The 20365-nt window shown below is 65.2% G+C and carries 18 protein-coding genes; 3 read left to right on the top strand and 15 right to left on the bottom strand.

From position 1 onward, the window contains the following. Nucleotides 1-113: 113 nt before the first annotated feature. The 3 genes from QM712_RS14920 to QM712_RS14910 form a co-directional block, all read right to left on the bottom strand. On the bottom strand, nt 114-1121 hold the full coding sequence (locus tag QM712_RS14920; protein ID WP_415023875.1) for an Hsp33 family molecular chaperone: 1008 nt from the start codon (nt 1119-1121) through the stop codon (nt 114-116). A 263-nt stretch (nt 1122-1384) separates the two neighbouring features. Next, nucleotides 1385-2308 carry an ornithine carbamoyltransferase gene (argF, locus tag QM712_RS14915; protein ID WP_415023930.1) on the bottom strand — a complete coding sequence of 308 codons (924 nt, stop codon included), beginning with the start codon at nt 2306-2308 and terminating at the stop codon, nt 1385-1387. Further along, a complete protein-coding gene (locus QM712_RS14910; protein WP_415023874.1) occupies nt 2305-3510 on the bottom strand; it encodes an aspartate aminotransferase family protein in 1206 nt (401 codons plus the stop codon). Before QM712_RS14910 ends, argF begins: the two co-directional genes overlap by 4 nt. A 454-nt stretch (nt 3511-3964) precedes the next feature. On the opposite strand from QM712_RS14910, the gene QM712_RS14905 reads away from it, so the two are divergent. After that, nucleotides 3965-4477 (top strand): GcrA family cell cycle regulator, encoded by a 513-nt coding sequence (locus QM712_RS14905; RefSeq protein WP_415023873.1) that lies wholly within the window; start codon nt 3965-3967, stop codon nt 4475-4477. A 274-nt stretch (nt 4478-4751) separates the two neighbouring features. Here the strand turns inward: QM712_RS14905 and phoB are convergent, their stop codons facing one another. From phoB to QM712_RS14855, 10 genes are all read right to left on the bottom strand, one after another. After that, a complete protein-coding gene (phoB, locus tag QM712_RS14900; RefSeq protein ID WP_074122952.1) occupies nt 4752-5459 on the bottom strand; it encodes a phosphate regulon transcriptional regulator PhoB in 708 nt (235 codons plus the stop codon). 22 nt (nt 5460-5481) lie between these two features. Continuing rightward, the gene (gene phoU / locus QM712_RS14895) at nt 5482-6198 is read right to left on the bottom strand and encodes a phosphate signaling complex protein PhoU (protein ID WP_415023872.1); all 717 of its coding nucleotides are present in this window, start codon (nt 6196-6198) and stop codon (nt 5482-5484) included. Nucleotides 6199-6209: 11 nt separating this feature from the next. Next, a complete protein-coding gene (gene pstB, locus QM712_RS14890) occupies nt 6210-7031 on the bottom strand; it encodes a phosphate ABC transporter ATP-binding protein PstB (RefSeq protein WP_415023871.1) in 822 nt (273 codons plus the stop codon). Next, nucleotides 7028-7873 carry a phosphate ABC transporter permease PstA gene (gene pstA, locus QM712_RS14885; protein ID WP_415023870.1) on the bottom strand — a complete coding sequence of 282 codons (846 nt, stop codon included), beginning with the start codon at nt 7871-7873 and terminating at the stop codon, nt 7028-7030. The genes pstB and pstA overlap by 4 nt, the downstream gene beginning before the upstream one ends. A gap of 1 nt (nt 7874) precedes the next feature. Beyond that, entirely contained in the window at nt 7875-8864 is a 990-nt protein-coding gene (pstC, locus tag QM712_RS14880; RefSeq protein ID WP_415023929.1) for a phosphate ABC transporter permease subunit PstC, read from the bottom strand. A gap of 163 nt (nt 8865-9027) precedes the next feature. Continuing rightward, nucleotides 9028-10041 carry a phosphate ABC transporter substrate-binding protein PstS gene (gene pstS, locus QM712_RS14875; protein WP_415023869.1) on the bottom strand — a complete coding sequence of 338 codons (1014 nt, stop codon included), beginning with the start codon at nt 10039-10041 and terminating at the stop codon, nt 9028-9030. A gap of 151 nt (nt 10042-10192) precedes the next feature. Beyond that, nucleotides 10193-11485 (bottom strand): ATP-binding protein, encoded by a 1293-nt coding sequence (locus QM712_RS14870; protein ID WP_415023868.1) that lies wholly within the window; start codon nt 11483-11485, stop codon nt 10193-10195. Nucleotides 11486-11517: 32 nt separating this feature from the next. Then, on the bottom strand, nt 11518-12573 hold the full coding sequence (locus QM712_RS14865; RefSeq protein WP_415023867.1) for a lysylphosphatidylglycerol synthase domain-containing protein: 1056 nt from the start codon (nt 12571-12573) through the stop codon (nt 11518-11520). Between the two features lie 456 nt (nt 12574-13029). After that, nucleotides 13030-13326 (bottom strand): hypothetical protein, encoded by a 297-nt coding sequence (locus QM712_RS14860; RefSeq protein WP_415023866.1) that lies wholly within the window; start codon nt 13324-13326, stop codon nt 13030-13032. A 2-nt stretch (nt 13327-13328) separates the two neighbouring features. Beyond that, nucleotides 13329-14723: an OmpA family protein gene (locus tag QM712_RS14855; protein WP_415023865.1), complete on the bottom strand. Its 1395-nt coding sequence runs from the start codon at nt 14721-14723 to the stop codon at nt 13329-13331. 165 nt (nt 14724-14888) lie between these two features. Between QM712_RS14855 and QM712_RS14850 the strand changes: the two genes are divergently transcribed. Then, a complete protein-coding gene (locus tag QM712_RS14850; protein ID WP_415023864.1) occupies nt 14889-15947 on the top strand; it encodes a polysaccharide deacetylase family protein in 1059 nt (352 codons plus the stop codon). 133 nt (nt 15948-16080) lie between these two features. After that, complete coding sequence (locus tag QM712_RS14845) at nt 16081-16890, top strand: SDR family oxidoreductase (protein ID WP_415023863.1); 810 nt, start codon at nt 16081-16083, stop codon at nt 16888-16890. A gap of 185 nt (nt 16891-17075) precedes the next feature. Here QM712_RS14845 and boxB read toward each other — a convergent pair whose 3' ends face one another. Together boxB and boxC are read right to left on the bottom strand one after the other, a co-directional pair. Next, complete coding sequence (boxB, locus tag QM712_RS14840; RefSeq protein ID WP_415023862.1) at nt 17076-18527, bottom strand: benzoyl-CoA 2,3-epoxidase subunit BoxB; 1452 nt, start codon at nt 18525-18527, stop codon at nt 17076-17078. A gap of 124 nt (nt 18528-18651) precedes the next feature. Beyond that, nucleotides 18652-20340 (bottom strand): 2,3-epoxybenzoyl-CoA dihydrolase, encoded by a 1689-nt coding sequence (gene boxC / locus QM712_RS14835; RefSeq protein ID WP_415023861.1) that lies wholly within the window; start codon nt 20338-20340, stop codon nt 18652-18654. Nucleotides 20341-20365: the final 25 nt, after the last annotated feature.

Here is a 20365-nt window from a genome sequence, read left to right as displayed (position 1 = left end):
TCGTCATGCCCGAGCTCGGCCAGGGCATCCAGCATACCGCGACCTCTCGATTCAATCAGTCGTCTCTCGGCGTACCGGCTTGCCTGCCTTGGCGGGCGATGACAGCGCGCGCGTTATGCGTCTTCCACGCCCGCTTCGTGCGGCGTGAACTGATAGACGGAGCTGCAGAATTCGCAGGTCACGACGACCTTGTCGTCCTTGACCATGGCGACACGGTCGTCCGGCGAGAAACTCTTCAGCATCGCAGCCACCGCCTCGCGTGAGCAGGAGCATTGCGCCTTCAAAGGCAGCGGATTGAACACGCGCACGCCGCGCTCGTGGAACAGCCGGTACAACAGCCGTTCGCCGGAGAGTTCGGGATCGATCAGTTCGACGTCCTCGACGGTCTCGATCAGCGAGCGCGCCTCGACCCAGGCATCGTCCTCGGCGACACTGTGCACCTCGACGCCTTCGGGCGCATCGCCGGGATGCAGATCGGCCTGCCGTGCCCGCTCCGGCGCCTTGGGCAGGAACTGCATCAGCATGCCGCCGGCGCGCCAGCGGTGCTTGCCGCCGTCGCTCGAACGCCATTCCTCGCCGACCGCGAGACGCACGCGCGTCGGGATCTGCTCGGAACGCAGGAAATATTCGTGGGCCGCATCTTCCAGGCTGCCGCCGTCGAGGGCGACCAGACCCTGATAGCGGCTCATGTCGGGCCCCTGGTCGATGGTCATGGCAAGATGGCCGCGGCCGAGCAGCGCACCGGAATCATGTGCCTCGCCAAGACGCGCATCGTCGAAGCGCGCATAGGCGCGCAGGCGATCCGGCGCCATGTAGTCCACGACCAGGAACGACACCGGGCCATCGGTCTGGGCCTGGAGGATGAAACGGCCTTCGAACTTCAGCGCCGAACCGAGCAGGGTCGTCAGCACGATCGCCTCGCCGAGCAGCTTGCCGACCGGCGCGGGATAATCGTGCTTGGTCAGGATCTCGTCGAGCGCCGGGCCGAGCCGCACCAGCCGCCCGCGCACATCGAGCGCGTCGACCTCATAAGGCAGCGCCGTGTCATCGATGGGAACCGCTGACGGCGCGCGAACCGGACCTTCAGACCCGGTTTTCATGTCAGGAGATTGGGAAACCATGGCGCTCTATCTGGGGTCGGAGGGCGGAAAATGGAAGGGGCGCGAAATGGTGTGTTCCGGCTGTAAGGCAAGCAGACTCACGCTCGATGTCATCCCGGACAAGCGAGCAAAGCGAGCGCGGATCCGGGACCCATAGCCACAGGACTTGGTTTGGCGAAGAACATCAGCCTCCTCCAGCCTGCCACAGAGAGATTTCGCGGTATGGTCCCGGCATTCGCCGGGACAACAATCGTGTATCGAGTAGCCGCCGGGATCCCAGCGTTCTACTTCACCGCGTCAAAGCACCAAGCCAGAATGCCCTTCTGCGCATGCAGGCGGTTTTCGGCCTCGTCGAACACGACCGACTGCGGACCGTCGATCACCTCGTCGGTGACCTCCTCGCCGCGATGCGCGGGCAGGCAATGCATGAACAGCGCGTCGGGCTTGGCCAGCGACATCAGCTTGGCATTGACCTGATACGGCTTGAGCACGTTGTGACGATGCTCGCCCTCCTTGTCGCCCATCGACACCCAGGTGTCGGTGACGACGCAGTCGGCGCCGCGCACGGCGGCTTCCGGATCGGTGCCGAGCACGATCGGCGCACCCGTTGCCTTGATCCAGTCCCGCATCACCTTCTTCGGCGCGAGCTCCGGCGGCGTCGCAACATTGAGCTTGAACTTGAAGCGCTCGGCGGCGTGGGCCCAGGAGGCCAGCACGTTGTTGTCGTCGCCGGTCCAGGCAACCGTCCTGCCTTCGATCGGGCCGCGATGCTCCTCATAGGTCATGAGGTCCGCCATCACCTGGCAGGGATGCGAACGACGCGTCAGGCCGTTGATCACGGGCACGGTGGCATAGGCCGCCAGCTCCAGCAGGGCCTCGTGATTGAGGATGCGGATCATGATGGCGTCGACATAACGCGACAGCACGCGCGCGGTGTCGGCGATGGTCTCGCCGCGGCCGAGCTGCATCTCGGCACCGGTGAGCATGATGGGCTCGCCGCCGAGCTGGCGCATGGCGACGTCGAACGACACGCGCGTGCGGGTCGAGGGGCGCTCGAAGATCATCGCCAGCGTCTTGCCTTCGAGCGGCTTGACCGGCTGATGCGCCTTCTGCTTCGCCTTCATCGCCGAAGAGGCGGCCAGCATGCGCTTGAGCTCCGAAAGCGGGAGCTCGTTGATATCCAGGAAGTGCTTGGGCGTACTCATCAGCTTGCCGCCCGCTGGTTGCCGGACGACAGGGCGGCACAGGCGCGCTCGAGGCGCCCGACGCTGTCCTCGATCTCGGCTTCGGTGACGATCAGGGGCGGCAGGAAGCGCACGACGTTGTCGCCCGCCCCGACGGTGAGAAGCTTCTGATTGCGCAGCGCGGCGACCAGGTCGCCCGAGGGCACCACGGCCTTGATGCCGATCAGCAGCCCCTCGCCGCGGACTTCGCTGACGACATCGGGATGACGGTCGATCACGGAGGCGAGTTTCTGCTTGAGCAGCAGCGACATCTTCTGCACTTGATCGAAGAAGCCGGGTTTGAGCATCACGTCCAGCACCGCATTCGCGGCCGCGATCGCGAGCGGATTGCCGCCGAAGGTCGAGCCGTGCGAACCCGGCCCCATGCCGGCCGCAGCATCGGCGGTCGCCAGCACCGCGCCGATCGGAAAGCCGCCGCCGAGCGCCTTGGCCAGCGACATCACGTCGGGCGTGACGCCGCTGCGCCGATGCGCGAAGAGATCGCCGGTGCGGCCCATGCCGGTCTGCACCTCGTCGAACGCGAGCAGCAGACCCTTCTCATCGCAGATCTGACGCAGCGCCTTGAGGAAGGAAGGCGGCGCCGAACGCACGCCGCCCTCGCCCTGGATCGGCTCGATCAGGATGCCGGCGGTCTGCGGGCCGATAGCCTTCTTTACCGCCTCGATGTCACCGTGCGGGATCTGGTCGAAACCATCCATCGGCGGACCAAAACCCTCGAGATATTTTGCGGACCCCGTCGCGGCCAGCGTCGCCAGCGTGCGGCCGTGGAAGGCGCCTTCGAAGGTGATGATGCGATAACGCTCGGGATGCCCCTTGGAGAAATGATAGTGGCGAACCAGCTTGATGACGCCCTCCAGCGCTTCGGCGCCGGAATTGCAGAAGAACACGAAGTCCGCGAAGCTCTCGTTGCACAGGCGCGCGGCGAGTTTCTCGCCGTCCGGGCTCTGGAACAGGTTCGACATGTGCCAGAGCTTCGTCGCCTGCTCCTGCAGCGCCTTGACCAGCACGGGATGGGCATGACCGAGCGCATTCACCGCCACGCCCGAGGTGAAATCGAGATAGCGCTCGCCATTGGTCGCGATCAGCCAGCAGCCCTCACCACGCTCGAAACCGATGTCGGCTCTGGCGAAAACGGGAAGCAGATGCGGCGCGGCGCTCTTGGTCATGGCGATCACTTGGATGTTGAGACCGGCCTGAAACGCCTTGCGCAGCGCACCATTGACCGGTCCGGAAAACGAAACGTGCCGCCTTTTAAGGGCGGCACGTGTCACTATCTTATGCCTGGTAAGACGGGTGTCAATGCCGCCCGGAAAGCCCAGCGAAATGCAGAAACCGTAGTCTTGCGGTACCGATTTCGTGGGATTTGACCACGGAACATGTGGAAGCGAGTCGGCGGACTCTTGCGCGCGAGTCACGCCATATTGTAGCGTTTGGCTTGTCAGATACGACATCTCGTGCAGCAGTTCTGATCCTCTAAGTCCTCATGTACCGGCGTAAACGTTCGGGCGCTCTGGTCACGCCCGGCGAGCCTTAAGGGATTCTGGCGGCACGGGTTTTTCGAGGCTTAGGCATTCGCTGTGCGGCCCCAGGATGGCAGGCGCCGGCGAAGGAAAGGGTGCAATGACGGTTTTGACCTGGTCCGACGATCGCGTCGAGCAGTTGAAAAAACTCTGGGAGGCCGGACTTTCGGCCAGCCAGATTGCGGCCGAACTCGGCAATGTCACCCGCAACGCCGTGATCGGCAAGGTCCACAGGCTCGGCCTGTCCGGCCGGGCCAAGAGCCCCTCTTCGGCGGCGCCCCGCCCGCGCAAGGCACGGCCGGCGCAGCACATGATGCGGGTATCCCGCCCGATCTCGCGCGGCAATACCGCGCTGGCCCAGGCCTTCGAGGTCGAGGTCGAGCCCGATCCGGTCACCTACGACAACGTGGTGCCGATGAGCCAGCGGCTGTCGCTGCTCGAATTGAACGAGGCGACCTGCCACTGGCCGGTCGGCGATCCCTCGAGCCCGGATTTCTTCTTCTGCGGCGGCAAGGCGCTCTCGGGCCTGCCCTATTGCGCGCAACACTCGCGCGTCGCGTATCAGCCCGCGGCGGATCGCCGCCGTGCACCGGCCAAGCCGGGCACGCGCTGAGGCTGGATTGAGATCAAGCTGGAGCCGCCGCGCGACGGCGGCTCGACAAGTTCGGTGTCATCCCGGTCTAGCGCGCGAAAGCACACGAGGGCGGCGACCCAAACTCTGAGCACTCAGTTCTTGCGTAAAAAGGGATAACCCCGGGTCCTCGCCAAACCGTATTTGGCGACTACGGGTCCCGGCTTCCATGCGCATCTGCGCACCCGGCGATGACGACGCCGGGCACATGTGGCGGCAGTCCGCCACATCGCATCATCAAAACCAGCTCACAGACTTACGTCTGCTCGGCCTTCGCAAAGCGATCGTCAAGCGCATAGCCCGCGCCGCGCACGGTGCGGATCGGGTCCTGCTCGCGGCCGAGATTGAGGAGCTTGCGCAGACGGCCGATATGCACGTCGACCGTACGCTCGTCGATGTAGATGTCGCGGCCCCAGACGCTGTCGAGCAACTGCTCGCGCGAGAATACGCGGCCGGGATGCTCCAGGAAGAACTCCAGCAGGCGATATTCGGTCGGGCCGAGATCGATCGGCCGGCCGGAGCGCGCCACGCGGCGCTTCTCGCGATCGAGCTCGATGTCGCCATAGGCGAGCACGGTGGCGAGCCGTTCGGGGCTCGCGCGCCTGAGCAGGCCCTTCACGCGTGCCAGCAATTCCGGCACCGAGAACGGCTTGACGATGTAATCGTCGGCTCCGGTCGCAAGCCCGCGCACCCGCTCGCTCTCCTCGCCGCGCGCGGTGAGCATGATGATCGGGAGCTGCTTGGTCTCGGGGCGCGTGCGCAGGCGCCGGCACAGCTCGATGCCGGACAGGCCCGGCAACATCCAGTCGAGCACGATCAGGTCGGGGATGTGTTCCTTGAGGCGGGTGTCGGCGTCGTCGCCGCGCATCACCGTCTCGACGTCATAGCCGTCGCCTTCGAGGTTGTAACGAAGAAGCTCGGTCAGAGCTTCCTCGTCCTCAACCACCATAATGCGTGCGCCCATGGGGTCGTCGCTCCTTGAGGATTCAGGTGTTCGGGACCGTCGTGGCGAACGTCGTCATGTCGCCCTTGGGGCGCTTGTCCGCGATCGCCTGGCCTTCGATCATGTAGAACACGGTCTCGGCGATGTTGGTGGCGTGGTCGCCGATCCGCTCGATGTTCTTGGCGCAGAACATCAGGTGGATGCAGAACGAGATGTTGCGCGGATCCTCCATCATGTAGGTGAGGAGCTCGCGGAACAGCGAGGTGCAGATGGCGTCGACTTCCTCGTCGCCCTTCCACACCGTCATCGCCGCCGGCAGGTCGTGCGCGGCGTAGGCGTCCAGAACCGACTTGACCTGCTGCTGCACGAGGTCGGTCATGTGCTCCAGGCCGCGGAACAGCTTGAGCGGATGGAAATCCGTCTCCAGCGCCGCGACGCGCTTGCCCATGTTCTTGGCGAGATCGCCGATGCGCTCGAGATCGGTGGCGACGCGCATCGCGCCGACGATTTCGCGCAGATCGACCGCCATCGGCTGGCGGCGTGCGATCGTGAGCACGGCACGCTCCTCGATCTTCTTCTGCAGCGCGTCGAGCTCGGCGTCGATGGTGACGACGCGTTGTCCGAGGGCAACGTCACGCCGGATCAGCGCGTCGACGGAATCGACGATCATGCGCTCGGCGATGCCGCCCATCTCGGCAACCAGGCGAGTGAGTTCCTGGAGGTCAGTGTCGAAGGCCTTAGCGGTATGTTCAGAACCCATGTCCTGTCTCCTCAGCCGAACCGGCCGGTAATGTAATCCTGCGTACGCCGGTCAGTCGGCGACGTGAAGATCTTGCTGGTGTCGTCGAACTCGATCAGCTCGCCGAGATACATGAAGGCGGTCTTGTCGGAGACGCGGGCCGCCTGCTGCATGTTGTGGGTGACGATCGCGATCGTGTAGTTCTCGGACAGTTCCTGGATCAGCTCCTCGACCTTGGCGGTCGAGATCGGGTCGAGCGCAGAGCAGGGCTCGTCGAACAGGATCACCTCGGGCCGCACCGCGACGGTGCGGGCGATGCACAGGCGCTGCTGCTGGCCGCCGGAGAGCGAAAGGCCGGAGGCGTTGAGCTTGTCCTTGACCTCGTTCCAGAGCGCACCGCCGCGCAGCGCCTTCTCGACGCGATCGTCCATCTCGGATTTCGAGATCTTCTCGTAGAGGCGGATGCCGAAGGCGATGTTCTCGTAGATCGTCATCGGGAACGGCGTCGGCTTCTGGAACACCATGCCGACGCGGGCACGCAGCAGGTTGAGGTCCAGCTTGGGATCGAGAATGTTGGTCTGGTCGAGCATGAGCTGACCCGTGACGCGCTGGCCCGGATACAGGTCGTACATCCGGTTGAAGATGCGCAGCAGGGTCGACTTGCCGCAGCCCGACGGGCCGATGAACGCCGTGACGCGGTTGGTCCCCAGCGCCAGGTTGATGTTCTTCAGCGCGTGGTGCTCGCCATAGTAGAAGTTGAGGTTGCGAACAGTCACCTTGGCGGGGGCTTCGGGCAGCGGTTGCTGCGAAGCCAGGTGAGCGTTGGAACTCACGGATACGGACAGTTCGGTCATTTTGCGGTCCTCTCGGCGCCAAGGATGCGCGCGCCAATGTTCAGGGCAAGCACGGTGAGCGTGATCAGCAGCGCGCCGCTCCAGGCAAGCTGCTTCCAGTAGGCGTAGGGGCTCTGAACGAAGTTGTTGATGGTGACCGGCAGGTTCGCCATCGTCTTGGTCAGATCCAGGCTGAAGAACTGGTTCGACAGCGCAGTGAAGAGCAGCGGCGCGGTCTCGCCGGCGACGCGCGCCGTGGCGAGCAGTACGCCGGTGATCAGGCCCGAGCGCGCCGCACGATAGGCGATCCGCTTGATCACCAGCGATCGCGGCAGGCCGAGCGCGGAGGCCGCCTCGCGCAGTGCGTTCGGTACCAGCAGCAGCATGTCCTCGGTCGTGCGCAGCACCACCGGGATGACGATGACGGCAAGCGCCAGCGCACCCGCGATCGCCGAGAAGCCGCGCATCGGCACCACCACCGCACCGTAGATGAACAGGCCGATGATGATCGAGGGCGCCGAAAGCAGGATGTCGTTGATGAAGCGGATCACCGACGTCAGCTTGTCGTTGCGGCCGTACTCGGCGAGATAGGTGCCGGCGAACAGGCCGAGCGGAGCGCCGATGCCGACACCGAGCACGGTCATGATCAGCGAGCCGACGATGGCGTTGAGCAGACCGCCTTCGGTCGAGCCGGGCGGCGGCGTGTTCTCGCTGAAGATCTGGAAGTTCAGGCCCGACAGACCGTTGTAGAGCAGCGTGATCAGGATCAGCGCGAGCCAGGTGACGCCGAAGGCGGCCGCGGCGACGCAGAGCCCGCGGACCACGATGTCCTTGCGGCGGCGGCGTACGTAAATCGGGTTCATGTTACTTCCCCGCCTTCTTTTCGAGACGCAGCAGCATCAGCCGGGCGCCTGCGAGCACGAAGAACGTCAGCACGAAGAGCAGAAGGCCGAGCAGGATCAGGCCGGATTGGTGCAGGCCGTCGCTCTCGGCGAACTCGCTGGCGATCGCCGCCGAGATCGTGGTGCCCGGAGCGAAGATCGATGACGAGATCCGGAACGAGTTGCCGATGATGAACGTCACCGCCATGGTCTCGCCGAGCGCGCGGCCCAGCGCCAGCATGACGCCGCCGATGATGCCGACACGGGTGTAGGGGATCACCACGCTGCGGACGACTTCCCAGGTGGTGCATCCGACGCCATAGGCGGCTTCCTTGAGCACCGGCGGCACCGTCTTGAACACGTCGACCGAGATCGAGGTGATGAACGGCAGCACCATGATCGCCAGGATCAGCGCGGCGTTGAACAGGCTGAGATAGGACGGCGGACCCGCGAAGATCGCCCCCAGCACGGGAACGCCGTCGAAGATCTTGATCATGAAGGGCTGGAAGGTGTTGGCCAGGAACGGGCCCAGCACGAAGAAGCCCCACATGCCGTAGATGATCGAAGGGATGCCGGCCAGCAGCTCGATCGCCATGCCGATCGGGCGGCGCAGCCATTGCGGGCACAGCTCGGTCAGGAAGATCGCAATGCCGAGGCCGACGGGAATGGCGATCAGCATCGCGATGAAGGAGGTCACGAGCGTGCCGTACATCGGTCCGAGCGCGCCGAGCACGGGTGGATCGGCCGACGGCGCCCAGCGCTGCGTCCACAGGAACGACAGGCCGTATTCCTTCATCGCCGGGAAGGCACCGACGATCAGCGAGATGATGATGCCGCCGAGGATCAGCAGCACGGAGATCGCGCTGAGTCGCGTGATCCAGTAAAATGTGAGGTCGCCGAGCTTGAACGCGCTCAAAGCCTTTGCGCGGTCATACGGTCCGGCGGCATCAACTACATTGCTCTCAACGGCCATTTCTGCCACGCCGATCCCCTGCACTGCCAATATATACTTGTTCTTTGATCATCGGTCTTGCGCCCCCGAGCGCGACTGCGGCGCCGGCGCGGAGAACGAAAAGTCGCGTATCTGGAGAGTCGCGGTGCAGCTCTCGATGCTGCACCGCGCCCCGGACAAGAGCTTAGCTCTTGATGTCAGCAGACCAGGTCTTCTCGATCAGCTGCACGACGCTGTCGGGCATAGGGATGTAGTCGAGTTCTTCGGCCGCCTTCGCGCCGTTCTTGAACGCCCAGGTGAAGAACTTGAGGGCTTCCTTCGACGCCGCCTTGTCGGTCGGCTCCTTGTGCATGAGGATGAAGGTCGCCGCGGTGATCGGCCAGGACTTGTCGCCGGGCTGGTCGGTCAGGATGACGTAGTAGCCGGGCGCCTTGGCCCAGTCGGCGTTGGAAGCGGCCGCCTGGAAGGCCTCGACGGTCGGCTGCACCGGCTTGCCGGCCTTGTTGACGAGACCGGTGTAGGTCAGCTTGTTCTGCTTGGCATAGGCATACTCGACGTAACCGATCGAGTTCTTGGTCTGGCTGATGTTGCCGGACACGCCTTCGTTACCCTTGGCGCCGACACCGACCGGCCACTCGACCGCCGTACCTTCGCCCACCTTGCTCTTCCAGTCCGCGCTGGCCTTGGAGAGGTAGTTGGTGAAGTTGAAGGTGGTGCCCGAACCGTCCGAGCGGCGGACCACGGTGATCGCGTCCGACGGCAGCTTCACGTTCGGATTGAGCTTCTTGATCGCGGCGTCATCCCACTTGGTGATCTTGCCGAGATAGATGTTGGCCAGCGTCTCGCCGTCGAACACCAGCTCGCCGGCCTTCACGCCCTCGATGTTGACGACGGGAACGATCGCACCCATCACCATCGGCCACTGGACGAGGCCGTCCTTCTCGAGCTGCTCGGCCTTGAGCGGAGCGTCGCTGGCGCCGAAGGTCACGGTCTTGGCCTGGATCTGCTTGATGCCGCCGCCGGAACCGATCGACTGGTAGTTCAGACCGTTGCCGGTCTCCTTCTTGTAGGCGTCGGCCCACTTGGAATAGATCGGGAACGGGAACGTCGCGCCCGCGCCGGTGATGTCGGCGGCATAGGCCACCGTCGTCGATGCGGCGACCAAGCCGGCAGCGACGATAGTTTTGATGAAATTCATGCTGGTCTCCATACAGGGGAGCGAAGCGCCATCCGCGCCCGATCGCGCTCCCCGCGCCGCCCCCTTTAGGGCCGGTCGGTAGTGCTTTTACGAAGGTTTCGTGACAGTCGGATGACACGGTCAAGCAATTGAAATCGCTTGACTTTCAGCCTCAAACCGAAGGCTTCGCCTGGGGGAAACAGGCGGTGAAAGTGGCACCCTGGCGGGGCACGCTTTCGATCAAAAGGCGGCCGCGATGACGGTTAAGAATATGTTTCACCAGCGATAATCCGAGCCCCGTCCCGCCCTGCGAGCGGCTGTCGCCGACGTCAACCCGGTAGAAGCGCTCGGTCAGGCGCGGCAGGTGTTCCGGGGCGATGCCGGGGCCGAAATCGCGCACCATCACCCGGATTTCCTGAGTTCCGTCAGTGGCCGCCGGGGTGGTCAGCGACACGATGACGCGTCCGCCCGAGGCGCCGTATTTGAGCGCGTTCTCGATCAGGTTCTCGAACAGGCGCAGGAGTTCCTCCCGGTCGCCCGCGATCATCACCGGCGCCTCCGGCAGATGGGTCTCGACGTCGACCTGGCGTTCGCGCGCCAGGGGTTCCAGCCCGTCGGCGACCTGGAGGATGATCGGCAACAGGTCCACGAGGGTGTCGGGCCGGACATGTGCGGACAGTTCGACCCGCGACAGCGACAGCAGATCGTCGATCAGGCGCGCCATGCGCGTGGCCTGGTTGTGCATGATGCCGAGGAAGCGCTCGCGCGCCTTGGGATCGTCCTTGGCCTGGCCCTGGAGCGTATCGATGAAGCCCGACAGCGCCGCCAGCGGCGTGCGCAGTTCGTGGCTCGCGTTGGCGACGAAGTCGGCGCGCATTTCCTCGACCCGGCGCAGCGGCGTCTGGTCGTGGAAGGTCATCAGCATGCATTTGTCGGCGCCGCCGAACGAGGTCGGCACCGGTACGGGCGTGATGATGAGTTCCATCCACCGATCGACCGGAACGTGGTCGAGATAGGTCGCGCGCCGCGGCTCGGTGGTCGCGATCGACTCGCGCAGCGCGGTGATGATCTCCGGCGAGCGCAGCGCGAACTGCGCGAGCTCGTTCTTGCGCAGTGCCGGCGCGAGCTGGGCGGCGGCGGCGTTGAGATGGATGACGCGGCCGGCGCGGTCGAGCAGCACGGCGGGATCCGGCATGCCGGCGACGACGGCCGCGACCGCCGCACTCTCCACCGGGTTGACGCGGCGGACGTCATCGCGCGAGGCGGCGTTGTCGTGCAGGCGCCAGGGGATCAGGGCGGCAGCGGCAATGCAGAGAAAGACCGTCACCGCCCGCACCACCGACAATTCGCCGAGCGAAACCACGACCGAGAGCGCCAGCGCCGCGGCGATCAGGATCATGGTCGAGTGCCGCAGCCGGTCGGACCAGGGCTGGGCGGAGGGAGAAGATGGGGCGTCGATCGCCATCGGGGCGGGCTTCTCCAAAGGGCTTGTGCCGGTCAGGCGCCGCTGTCGCTGCGCTCTCTCACATAGGCGGCTTCACGGGCCGGGCCGGGGTCTAGCTTGAGCGCCGCCTGCTGCAGGCGCTTCGATCGGGCCCCGATTATAACTTCGCGAAACGTCAGCAAGATTACAGATATGACGAAGGGGGAAAGATAATAGAGGACCCGGAACAGGAGCATGCCGCCCAGGAGTTCCTCCCGGTCCATCTGCCAGAGGCCGACCAGCATGGCGGCGTCGAAGACCCCGAGGCCTCCCGGCGAATGGCTGGCGAAGCCGAGCAGGGTGGCGGAAACGAAGATCACCGCGACCACGACGAAGCCGAGATTGGGCTCGTCGGGAACCAGCACGTACATGGCGAGCGCACAGAAGCCGAGATCGAGGATGCCGATCGCGATCTGGAGCAGCGTCAGCGGCCCGCCCGGCAGCACCACGGTCCAGGGTCCGCGGCCGACCACACGCGGCTGGGTCCAGACCCACACCACATAGGCGACCAGCCCCACGATGATCATCATCGCCAGCGTCCGGTTCAGCCAGGGCGGAAGCTGGTCGATCGAGGAAGCGGCTTCCGGATGATAGGCGATGCCGAGGCCGAGCACGGCCGCATTGCCGAGCCAGAAGGTCAGGCCGGCGAGGAAGCAGATCTTCGCGACGTCGATCGCGTTGAGGCCATGGGCCGAATAGATGCGATAGCGCACCGCGCCGCCGGTGAAGACGCTGGCGCCGACATTGTGACCGATCGAATAGCTGGTGAAGGCTGCGAGCGCGTTGATGCGATAGGGCACGTGGGCATGGCCGATCGCGCGCACGGCGAACAGGTCGTAGAATGTCAGGGTGAAGTAGCCGGCGGCCACGAACAGCGCCGCCATCGCGATCTGGCGCGGCTCGGTGCTCTTGATCGCCTCGACCACCTCGTTGACGTCGATGCCGCGCAGCATGTGGTAGAGCACGTAGCAAGCGATGCCGATGACCGCGACGCTGATCACAACTCCAAGCTTATGCAGGATTTGCTTCTGGCGCAGAAACGACATCGCCCTGCGTATGGCTTCCAGCATCTAGACCTCGAACAACGCTTCAGCGGCCAGGGTGGCCGGCGAACAGGCGGACGACGCACAGGCACTCAACGAACCCTCGCCACCGGCTCCGCGCATGCCCCCCACCCTTCCACTAGCGCGTTTTGGGGCCGAGTGGAATTCGCCAATTCGAACAAAAACACGTGCCTTCAATATTTTAGGCAGGGTGCGGGCTCCGGACCGGCGGTTTGGCGCTTTCGGCGGCAGACTGGTGCGAATCTCCATGGCAATCCTGCGCAAGGGCCATGAAGTTTTGATGATTTTGACCGCGCAATGTTCCGGCGCGGCTTAAGCCGACGTCAATCTATGAGGCGCAGCGGCCCGTTGAAAGAGGTGCGCGGATATGCGGTGTGCCCAAAAGCCGCGGCGATGGCGGCCATTGAAACAGGCCAGGTGCCCGCCTTGTCGGGTCTCATCCGGATACCGGCGGCCCCGAATTCAGGCAGCCGGCATGCTCCGCGAGACCACCCGGTCGCGCAGCCACGCGCCGATGGTGCAGCCGACCAGGTAACAGGCGAACATGACCAGGCCGAGATCGAGCCAGTAGCCGAAACGGCCGGGGACCACATGCGCGAACGAGGCCGCGACCAGCCCGGCGACGAGGACGGCCAGCCAGCGCGCGGTCACCTTCGAGGTGCCGTTGCCGCGTTGAACCACCGAGATCCAGCCCATCGCCAGCCCAAGCAGCAGCGATCCGACCAGCCAGCCCCAATGGAACGAGACGAGATAGGGCATGGTCACCTCACCAGAAATTCGATGCGGCGGTTCTGGGCCTTGCCGTCATCGGTGTCGTTGCCGGCGACGGGCTGCGTGCTGCCGTAGCCGACCGCGGTGAAACGATTGGCCGGCAGGCCTGCCTTGACCAGGTAATCGATGACGGCCTGCGCGCGCTTCTCGGAGAGAGCCTGGTTGAAGGCATCCTCGCCGTCGGCATCGGTATGGCCGGCAACCTCGATGTTCGTCGTGGGGCAGCGCAACGCCGTCTCGATCAGATGATCGAGGATCCCCGCGGAGTCCGGATCGATGTCGGCGCGCTTCGGCGCGAAGCGGATCTTGCCCTTGGTCAGCAGTTCGGAAAACAATTGCTGGCAGACCGTGCCGTCGACAGGCCCCGCCGCGGGCTTCACCGTGATCTCGGGCTTGTACAGCCAGTTTTTGGGGAAATCCTTGCCGAGCCCTGCGCGGATGTCGTTCGCTGCGCCTTCGTAGAGCGCATCGCCCGACAGTTTCACCTCGCGGTCGGACACCACGAGCGTGCCCGTCGACAGCCGCGACAGCGCGCCGAGCGCGGCGACCACCGCGGTGTTGAAGGCGCTGGGCGCGCCGATGCTGGCCTTGAGATTGTCGACGACTTTCTCGGCGAAGAACTTCCGCGACGCGCTCGAGGCGATCGTCGCGTGCACGTTGTTGTCGGGCACATAGCCGGTCAGCGTCACGGTCGCCGCGACCGGATCCTTGTAGGCCTGGAAGATGTAAGGCGGCGCCTTGATCTCATTGGCGGCGATCGAAAACCCCTCGGGCAGGTTCTTCAGCGCGGCCGCGATCGCCTCGCGTCCGCCGAGCTCGCGTGCCATGCCCGACAGACTGATCTGGGTGTCGGAAATCGTGATCTTGCCGTCCTTCAGCTTGCCGATCTGGTCGAGCAGCAGCAGCGCGGCGGCCTCGAAGCGGGGCGGTGCGCCGCGCGCCAGGCCCATCTGGTCGGCCACCTCGACCCCCGCGACCTCCTTGCGGGCCGCATCGGTCAGGCGGGCCTTGACCGCCGGCAGCGGCGCGCTGCCCGACAGCGTCACCCGCACCACGTCACGTTCGGCGGTCCAGACGAAAGGCTTGGCCTCGGGAACAAGACGGGTCCGGTCATCGACCAGGCGCACGCCCGGGACGGTCTCGACCGCCGTCACGGCATCGCGGCGCCCCTCCTCGGAGAACGCATCCGCTGCGAGGCTGACGTCGCGGCCGTCCACCGTGATTCGGGTCTTGTCGAGAACGGTATCCTTGAGGGCGGCCGAACTCCGACCGGACAGGTCGGCCTCGACCGGCAAGGTGTTATTCCAGGCCGCAAATCCCCACATGAAGGCCAAGGGGATCAGCCCTGGCCACCATTTGCTGGCCCACCTGAAAAGCTTCTGCATTCGACGACCCGAACTCTGGAACCGGAGACAAAACAAACCCTTGGCGGGCTGTCAAACCGGAAATGGCGGCCCTCCAAAGGCCCGATATGGGCAAATGGAATAACTTTTTCTTCAAGGGTCGTTCCTTAGAGTTGGAGACGGAATACCAGGGTCGACCAGCCGGTCATGAAACAACTCCGTAACAACGTCATTCGCGCCGGGCTGGGAGCACTCTATTTCAGCGGGGCGCACCATCTGCTGCGCCCGCTCCTGTCGGGCGTCGGCGCCATTTTCATGCTGCACCACGTGCGGCCCGCCCGCGAAGCCGCGTTCCAGCCGAACCGCCACCTCGAAGTCACCCCCGATTTCCTTCGTGCGACGCTGCGCCACCTGCGCTCGCGCGACATCGACATCGTCAGCATGGACGAGTTGCACGAGCGGCTCGTGCAGGGCCGGTTCGCCCGCCGCTTCGCCGCTTTCACCCTCGACGACGGCTATCGCGACAATCTCGAACATGCGTTGCCCGTGCTGCGCGAATTTGACGCGCCCTCGACCGTCTATGTCGCGAGCGATTTCGCCGAGGGCGTCGGACGCCTGTGGTGGACCGCGCTGGAGGCCGTGGTCGCCAAGGCCGAGCAGGTCGAGGTTCAGATCGGGCGCGCCGTACTTCGGCTCGACGCATCGACGCCCGCCGCAAAGCAGGCGACGTTCGACCGTCTTCACGACTGGCTGCGCGCGCTGCCTGGCGAGCACGATCTCAAGCGCGAGATCGAGGCGCTCTGCGCGAAACACGACGTCGACATGGCCGCGCTGTGCCGCGGGCTCTGCATGTCCTGGGACGAGGTGAAGCAGCTCGCCGCCGATCCGCTGATGACGATCGGCGCCCACACCATCAGCCATTGCAATCTCGCCAAGCAGAGCGAGGCAACCGCCGCGCAGGAGATGGCGGCAAGCCGCGCGCGCATCGAACATGCGCTCGACCGGCCCGTGCAGCACTTCGCCTATCCCTATGGCGACCGCGAGGCCGCCGGCGAGCGTGAATTCTTGCTGGCCGCGTCCGCCGGCTTCAAGACCGCGGTGACGACGCGGCCCGGCATGCTGTTCGCCGAGAACGCCGGCCACATGACCGCGCTGCCGCGCGTCTCGCTCAACGGCAATTATCAGGACGCCCGCATCCTGCCGGTGCTGACCTCCGGCGCAGCGACGGCGATGTGGAACGGCTTTCGCCGGATCGCCGCGGCCTGATTTCCCGGCACACCCGGACCTCATTCCAAGGAGCGATGCGAAGGCGCCCTCCTCGTGACAGCAGCGGAGCCGGCGCGTTCCTTGACTCCCCTCCCCGGCCGCGCTCAAAACGGCGGCAATCAAGGGAGGCATCATGTTCAACGACCTGTTCTCACTCAAAGGCCGCATCGCGCTCGTGACCGGCGGCTCCCGCGGCATCGGCAAGATGATCGCGGCGGGCTTTCTCAGCGCCGGCGCGGCGAAGGTCTACATCACCGCGCGCAAGGCGGGGCCGTGCGAGGAGACCGCCAAGGAGCTCTCCGCGCAATATGGCGGCGAATGCATCGCGCTGCCGATCGACATTTCCACGCTGTCAGGCGCCGACATGCTGGCGGGCGAGATCGGGAAGCGCGAAACGAGGCTCGACATCCTCGTCAACAATGCGGGCGCGGCCTGGGGCGCCGATTTCGACGAATTCCCGGAGAGCGGCTGGGACAAGGTGATGAACCTCAACGTCAAGTCGCCGTTCTTCCTGACGAAGGCGCTGGCGCCGGCGTTGCGTGCCGCCGCTTCCGCCGAGCGACCGGCGAAGGTGATCAACATCGCCTCGATCGATGGCATCTTCGTCAATCCGCTGGAGACCTATTCCTACGCCGCGAGCAAGGCCGGGTTGATCCATCTGACGCGGCGCATGGCGGTCAAGCTGATCTCCGACCATGTCGTGGTCACGGCGATCGCGCCGGGGCCGTTCAAATCCGACATGAACCGCGCCGCGCGCGACAATTCCGACGAGGTCGCAACGCGCGTTCCCGCAGGGCGCGTCGGCACCGACGAGGACATGGCCGGTGCCGCGATCTACCTGGCCTCGCGCGCGGGAGACTACGTGGTGGGCGCGACCATCGCGGTGGATGGCGGGATCGTCTATGCGAACCCCGGGATCAAGGGAAGCGGCTGGGACAGCTGAAAAAGCTGCGGGGCCGCGAGAGCGCAACACGGCTTTCCCACGTCACGCTCATGCCCCGCGAAGGCGGGGCATGACAGTACGCGGCGACTTCTCGATTCATCTCCGCCGTCTCCGGAAACTGCATCACCCGCTTTCGCGGGTGATGACGGCATGACGCGCGGTTCGCGAACGCGAGATCCTGACGACTAGGACTCGATCTTCACGTACTCGAAATCGCCCGGCTTGTTGTCGATGCCGACCTTCGGCGGCGAGATCCAGGAGGCGAACTTGCCGCTCTCGGTGACGGGCTGCATCAGCGAGGTGATGAAGTCGCCGTCGGCGGTGGAGGGCAACCACTCGTCCTTGCGCTTGGCCCAGGTGGCATTGTCGATCAGGATGCCGTCCGGCGTCGCATGGACGTCCTTGAACTCGCCGATGTGGCGATGGAAGGCCACATTGGGCAGCGCCAGCTTGAAGTCGTAGCCCGCGGTCGAGATCACCTTGTTCCAACGCAGCATGCCCTTGACGCAATCCTGGCTGTAATCGTCGCGCAGGCGCATGTTGAGCGCGGTCAGCGCCGGCTCGTCGACCAGCTTGACCTCGCCATTGATCAGCTTGAGCACCGGATAGGTCGAGTTCTTGAGCTGATGATCGTCCTCGATCTGGGTCTCGTGATAGCGGCCCTTGATGCCGGTGTTGAAGGCGTTCGCGGCGTTGGTCGAGACTTCGGAGCCGAACAGGTCGAGCGATAGCGTGTAGTGCAGGTTGAGCTTCTTCTGGATGGTCGGAAGATCGATCACGCCGAGCGCCCGGACCTTGGCGATGTCGGTCGGATCGGTGATGCCGGCCTCGCGCATGGCATCGCAGGTGCGCTGCACGACGCGGGTGATGCCGGTCTCGCCGACGAACATGTGATGCGCTTCCTCCGTCAGCATGAAGCGGCAGGTGCGCGACAGCGGATCGAAGCCGGACTGCGCAAGGCTATGCAGCTGCATCTTGCCGTCGCGGTCGGTGAAGTAGGTGAACATGAAGAACGACAGCCAGTCCGGCGTCGCCTCGTTGAAGGCACCGAGCATGCGCGGCGCGTCGGCATCGCCGGAGCGGCGGCGCAACAGATCGTCGGCTTCCTCACGGCCGTCGCGGCCGAAATACTTCTGGAGCAGATAGACCATCGCCCAGAGGTGACGCCCCTCCTCGACGTTGACCTGGAACAGATTGCGCATGTCGTAGAGCGAGGGCGCGGTCTTGCCGAGGTGGCGCTGCTGCTCGACCGAGGCCGGCTCGGTGTCGCCCTGGATCACGATCAGGCGGCGCAGCAAGGCGCGGTATTCGCCGGGGACTTCCTGCCAGGCCGGCTCGCCGAAATGCTCGCCGAACGGTACGACGCGGTTCTCCTCCTGCGGGGCCAGCAGGATGCCCCAGCGATATTCGGGCATGCGGACATAGTCGAACTTGGCCCAGCCGCGCGGATCGACCGAGTAAGCGGTGCGCAGATAGACCAGCGATTCCTGGAAACCTTCCGGTCCCATGTCGCTCCACCAGTCCATGTAGCCGGGATGCCAGCCTTCGAGCGCCTTCAGCACCTGGCGGTCTTCGGCAAGATTCACGTTGTTCGGAATCTTGGTCGAGTAGTCGACGTTCATGATGTTCATGTTCATGGCCGTACTCCTTGCTCCGTCTCGTGTCCCGTACCCCGTGCGGCGCGACGTGCCGCATTGCTGAGCCGGGACCTGTTGCCTGGTCCGTCCGGGTCCCGGTTCTGCGTCCGGGACGGGAAAGTCGCTACACGCGCGTCATGTCGAATTTCGGCTTCTGGCCGCTGCCGTAGCGACGAAGCGCGCCTTCCTCGCCGACCGCGTTCGGGCGCTGGAAGATCCAGTTCTGCCATGCGGTCAGACGCGAGAAGATCTTCGACTCCATCGTCTCGGGGCCGACGAAGCGCAGGCTCGCCTCCATGCCGGTGAGGCTGTCGGGCGAGAAGCTGGCGCGCTCCTCCAGGAACACGCGGACCTCGTCGTCCCAGTCGATGTCGTCGAGTGCGAAGGTGACGAGACCGAGCTCCTCGGCCTGCTCGGCGTCGAGGGTCGTGCCGACGGTCGCTTCCGCGCGCTCCACGTCCGCGGGATCGGCCTGGAAGCGCGACTCCAGCCGCGTCAACCCGTGGCTCATCGGATACGGACCGAAATTCATGGCGGAGAGTTCGATCGAGGGCGGCGGACGATTGTCGCCCTGGCGCGTGCCGATCAGCATGTAGGAGCGGTCGGCGGCGAACACGAGTTCGGCGAGCGTACCGGCGAAGCAGGAGCCGGGCTCGACCAGCGTCACCAGCGTGCGCGAGGTGACGTCGATGCGCTTGAGCACGCGCTTCCAGTAGTGGCGGATCTCGTTGACCAGCCAGTGCGCCTTGTTGGCTTCGAGGAAAGCGTCGCAGGCGAGCACATGGGCGCGGTCGCCATGGCTCTTGAACACCAGCATGGCGATCTCGAGCTCGTTGATGCGCAGATGCAGGATCGCATCGTCGAGCTCGCGCGCGACCTGCAGCGGCCAGAACGAGGCGCCCTGCGCCATCATGCCGTCGATGTCGGCCGGCGGCGCCGCTTCGGGCGCCTTGATCGAGATGGTGGCGATGCGCGCCGCGCGGTCGATGTCGACGCTGACGAAACCGTAGCGGATGCTGGTCTCGTCGATCGCGCGGTCGAGCGGCGTCAACGCGACGCCCTTGCCGCTGCCCTTGCGCTGCGAGGCATCGGCGAATTCCCTGGCACGCTCGACGATCTTGCCTTCGAGCTTCGAGTTCGGCGCGATCTCGTCGACGAGACGCCATTGCACGGCGCGCTTGCCCTTCACGCCCTCTTCGATGGTGCAGAAGAAATCGGCGTGGTCGCGGCGCACCTTGCGCTTGTCGACGACGCGCGTCAGGCCGCCGGTGCCGGGCAGCACCGCGAGCAGCGGCACTTCGGGCAGCGCGACCGCGGACGCGCCGTCGTCGGCGAGGATGATGTGGTCGGTCGCCAGCGCCAGTTCGTAGCCGCCGCCGGCGGCCGAGCCGTTCACGACGGTGATGAATCGCTGGCCGGAATTCTCCGAGGAGTCTTCCATGCCGTTGCGGGTCTCGTTGGTGAATTTGCAGAAATTGACCTTGTGGGCGTGCGTCGAGCCCGCCAGCATCCGGATGTTAGCGCCGGCGCAGAACACGCGGTTCTTGGCCGAGCGCATCACCACCACCTTCACCTCGGGGTGTTCGAAGCGCAGGCGCTGCACCACGTCCGCAAGCTCGATGTCGACACCGAGGTCGTAGGAATTGAGCTTAAGCAGATAGCCCTCGAACAGGCCGCCGTTCTCGTCGACGTCCATGGTCAGCGTGGCGACGTCGCCGTCGACCGCGAGCTTCCAGTGCCGGTAGCGGGACGGTTCGGTCTGGAAATCGATGAATGTCGCGCCGCCTGCGAGGCGCCGATCTTCCCCGGCCATGGGCCACCCTTGAGCTTGATTATGA

This window comes from Bradyrhizobium sp., from assembly GCF_047605465.1.
GTDB lineage: Bacteria > Pseudomonadota > Alphaproteobacteria > Rhizobiales > Xanthobacteraceae > Bradyrhizobium.
Note: the sequence above shows the minus strand (reverse complement) of the source record. Positions and strands in the feature narration are given on the sequence as shown.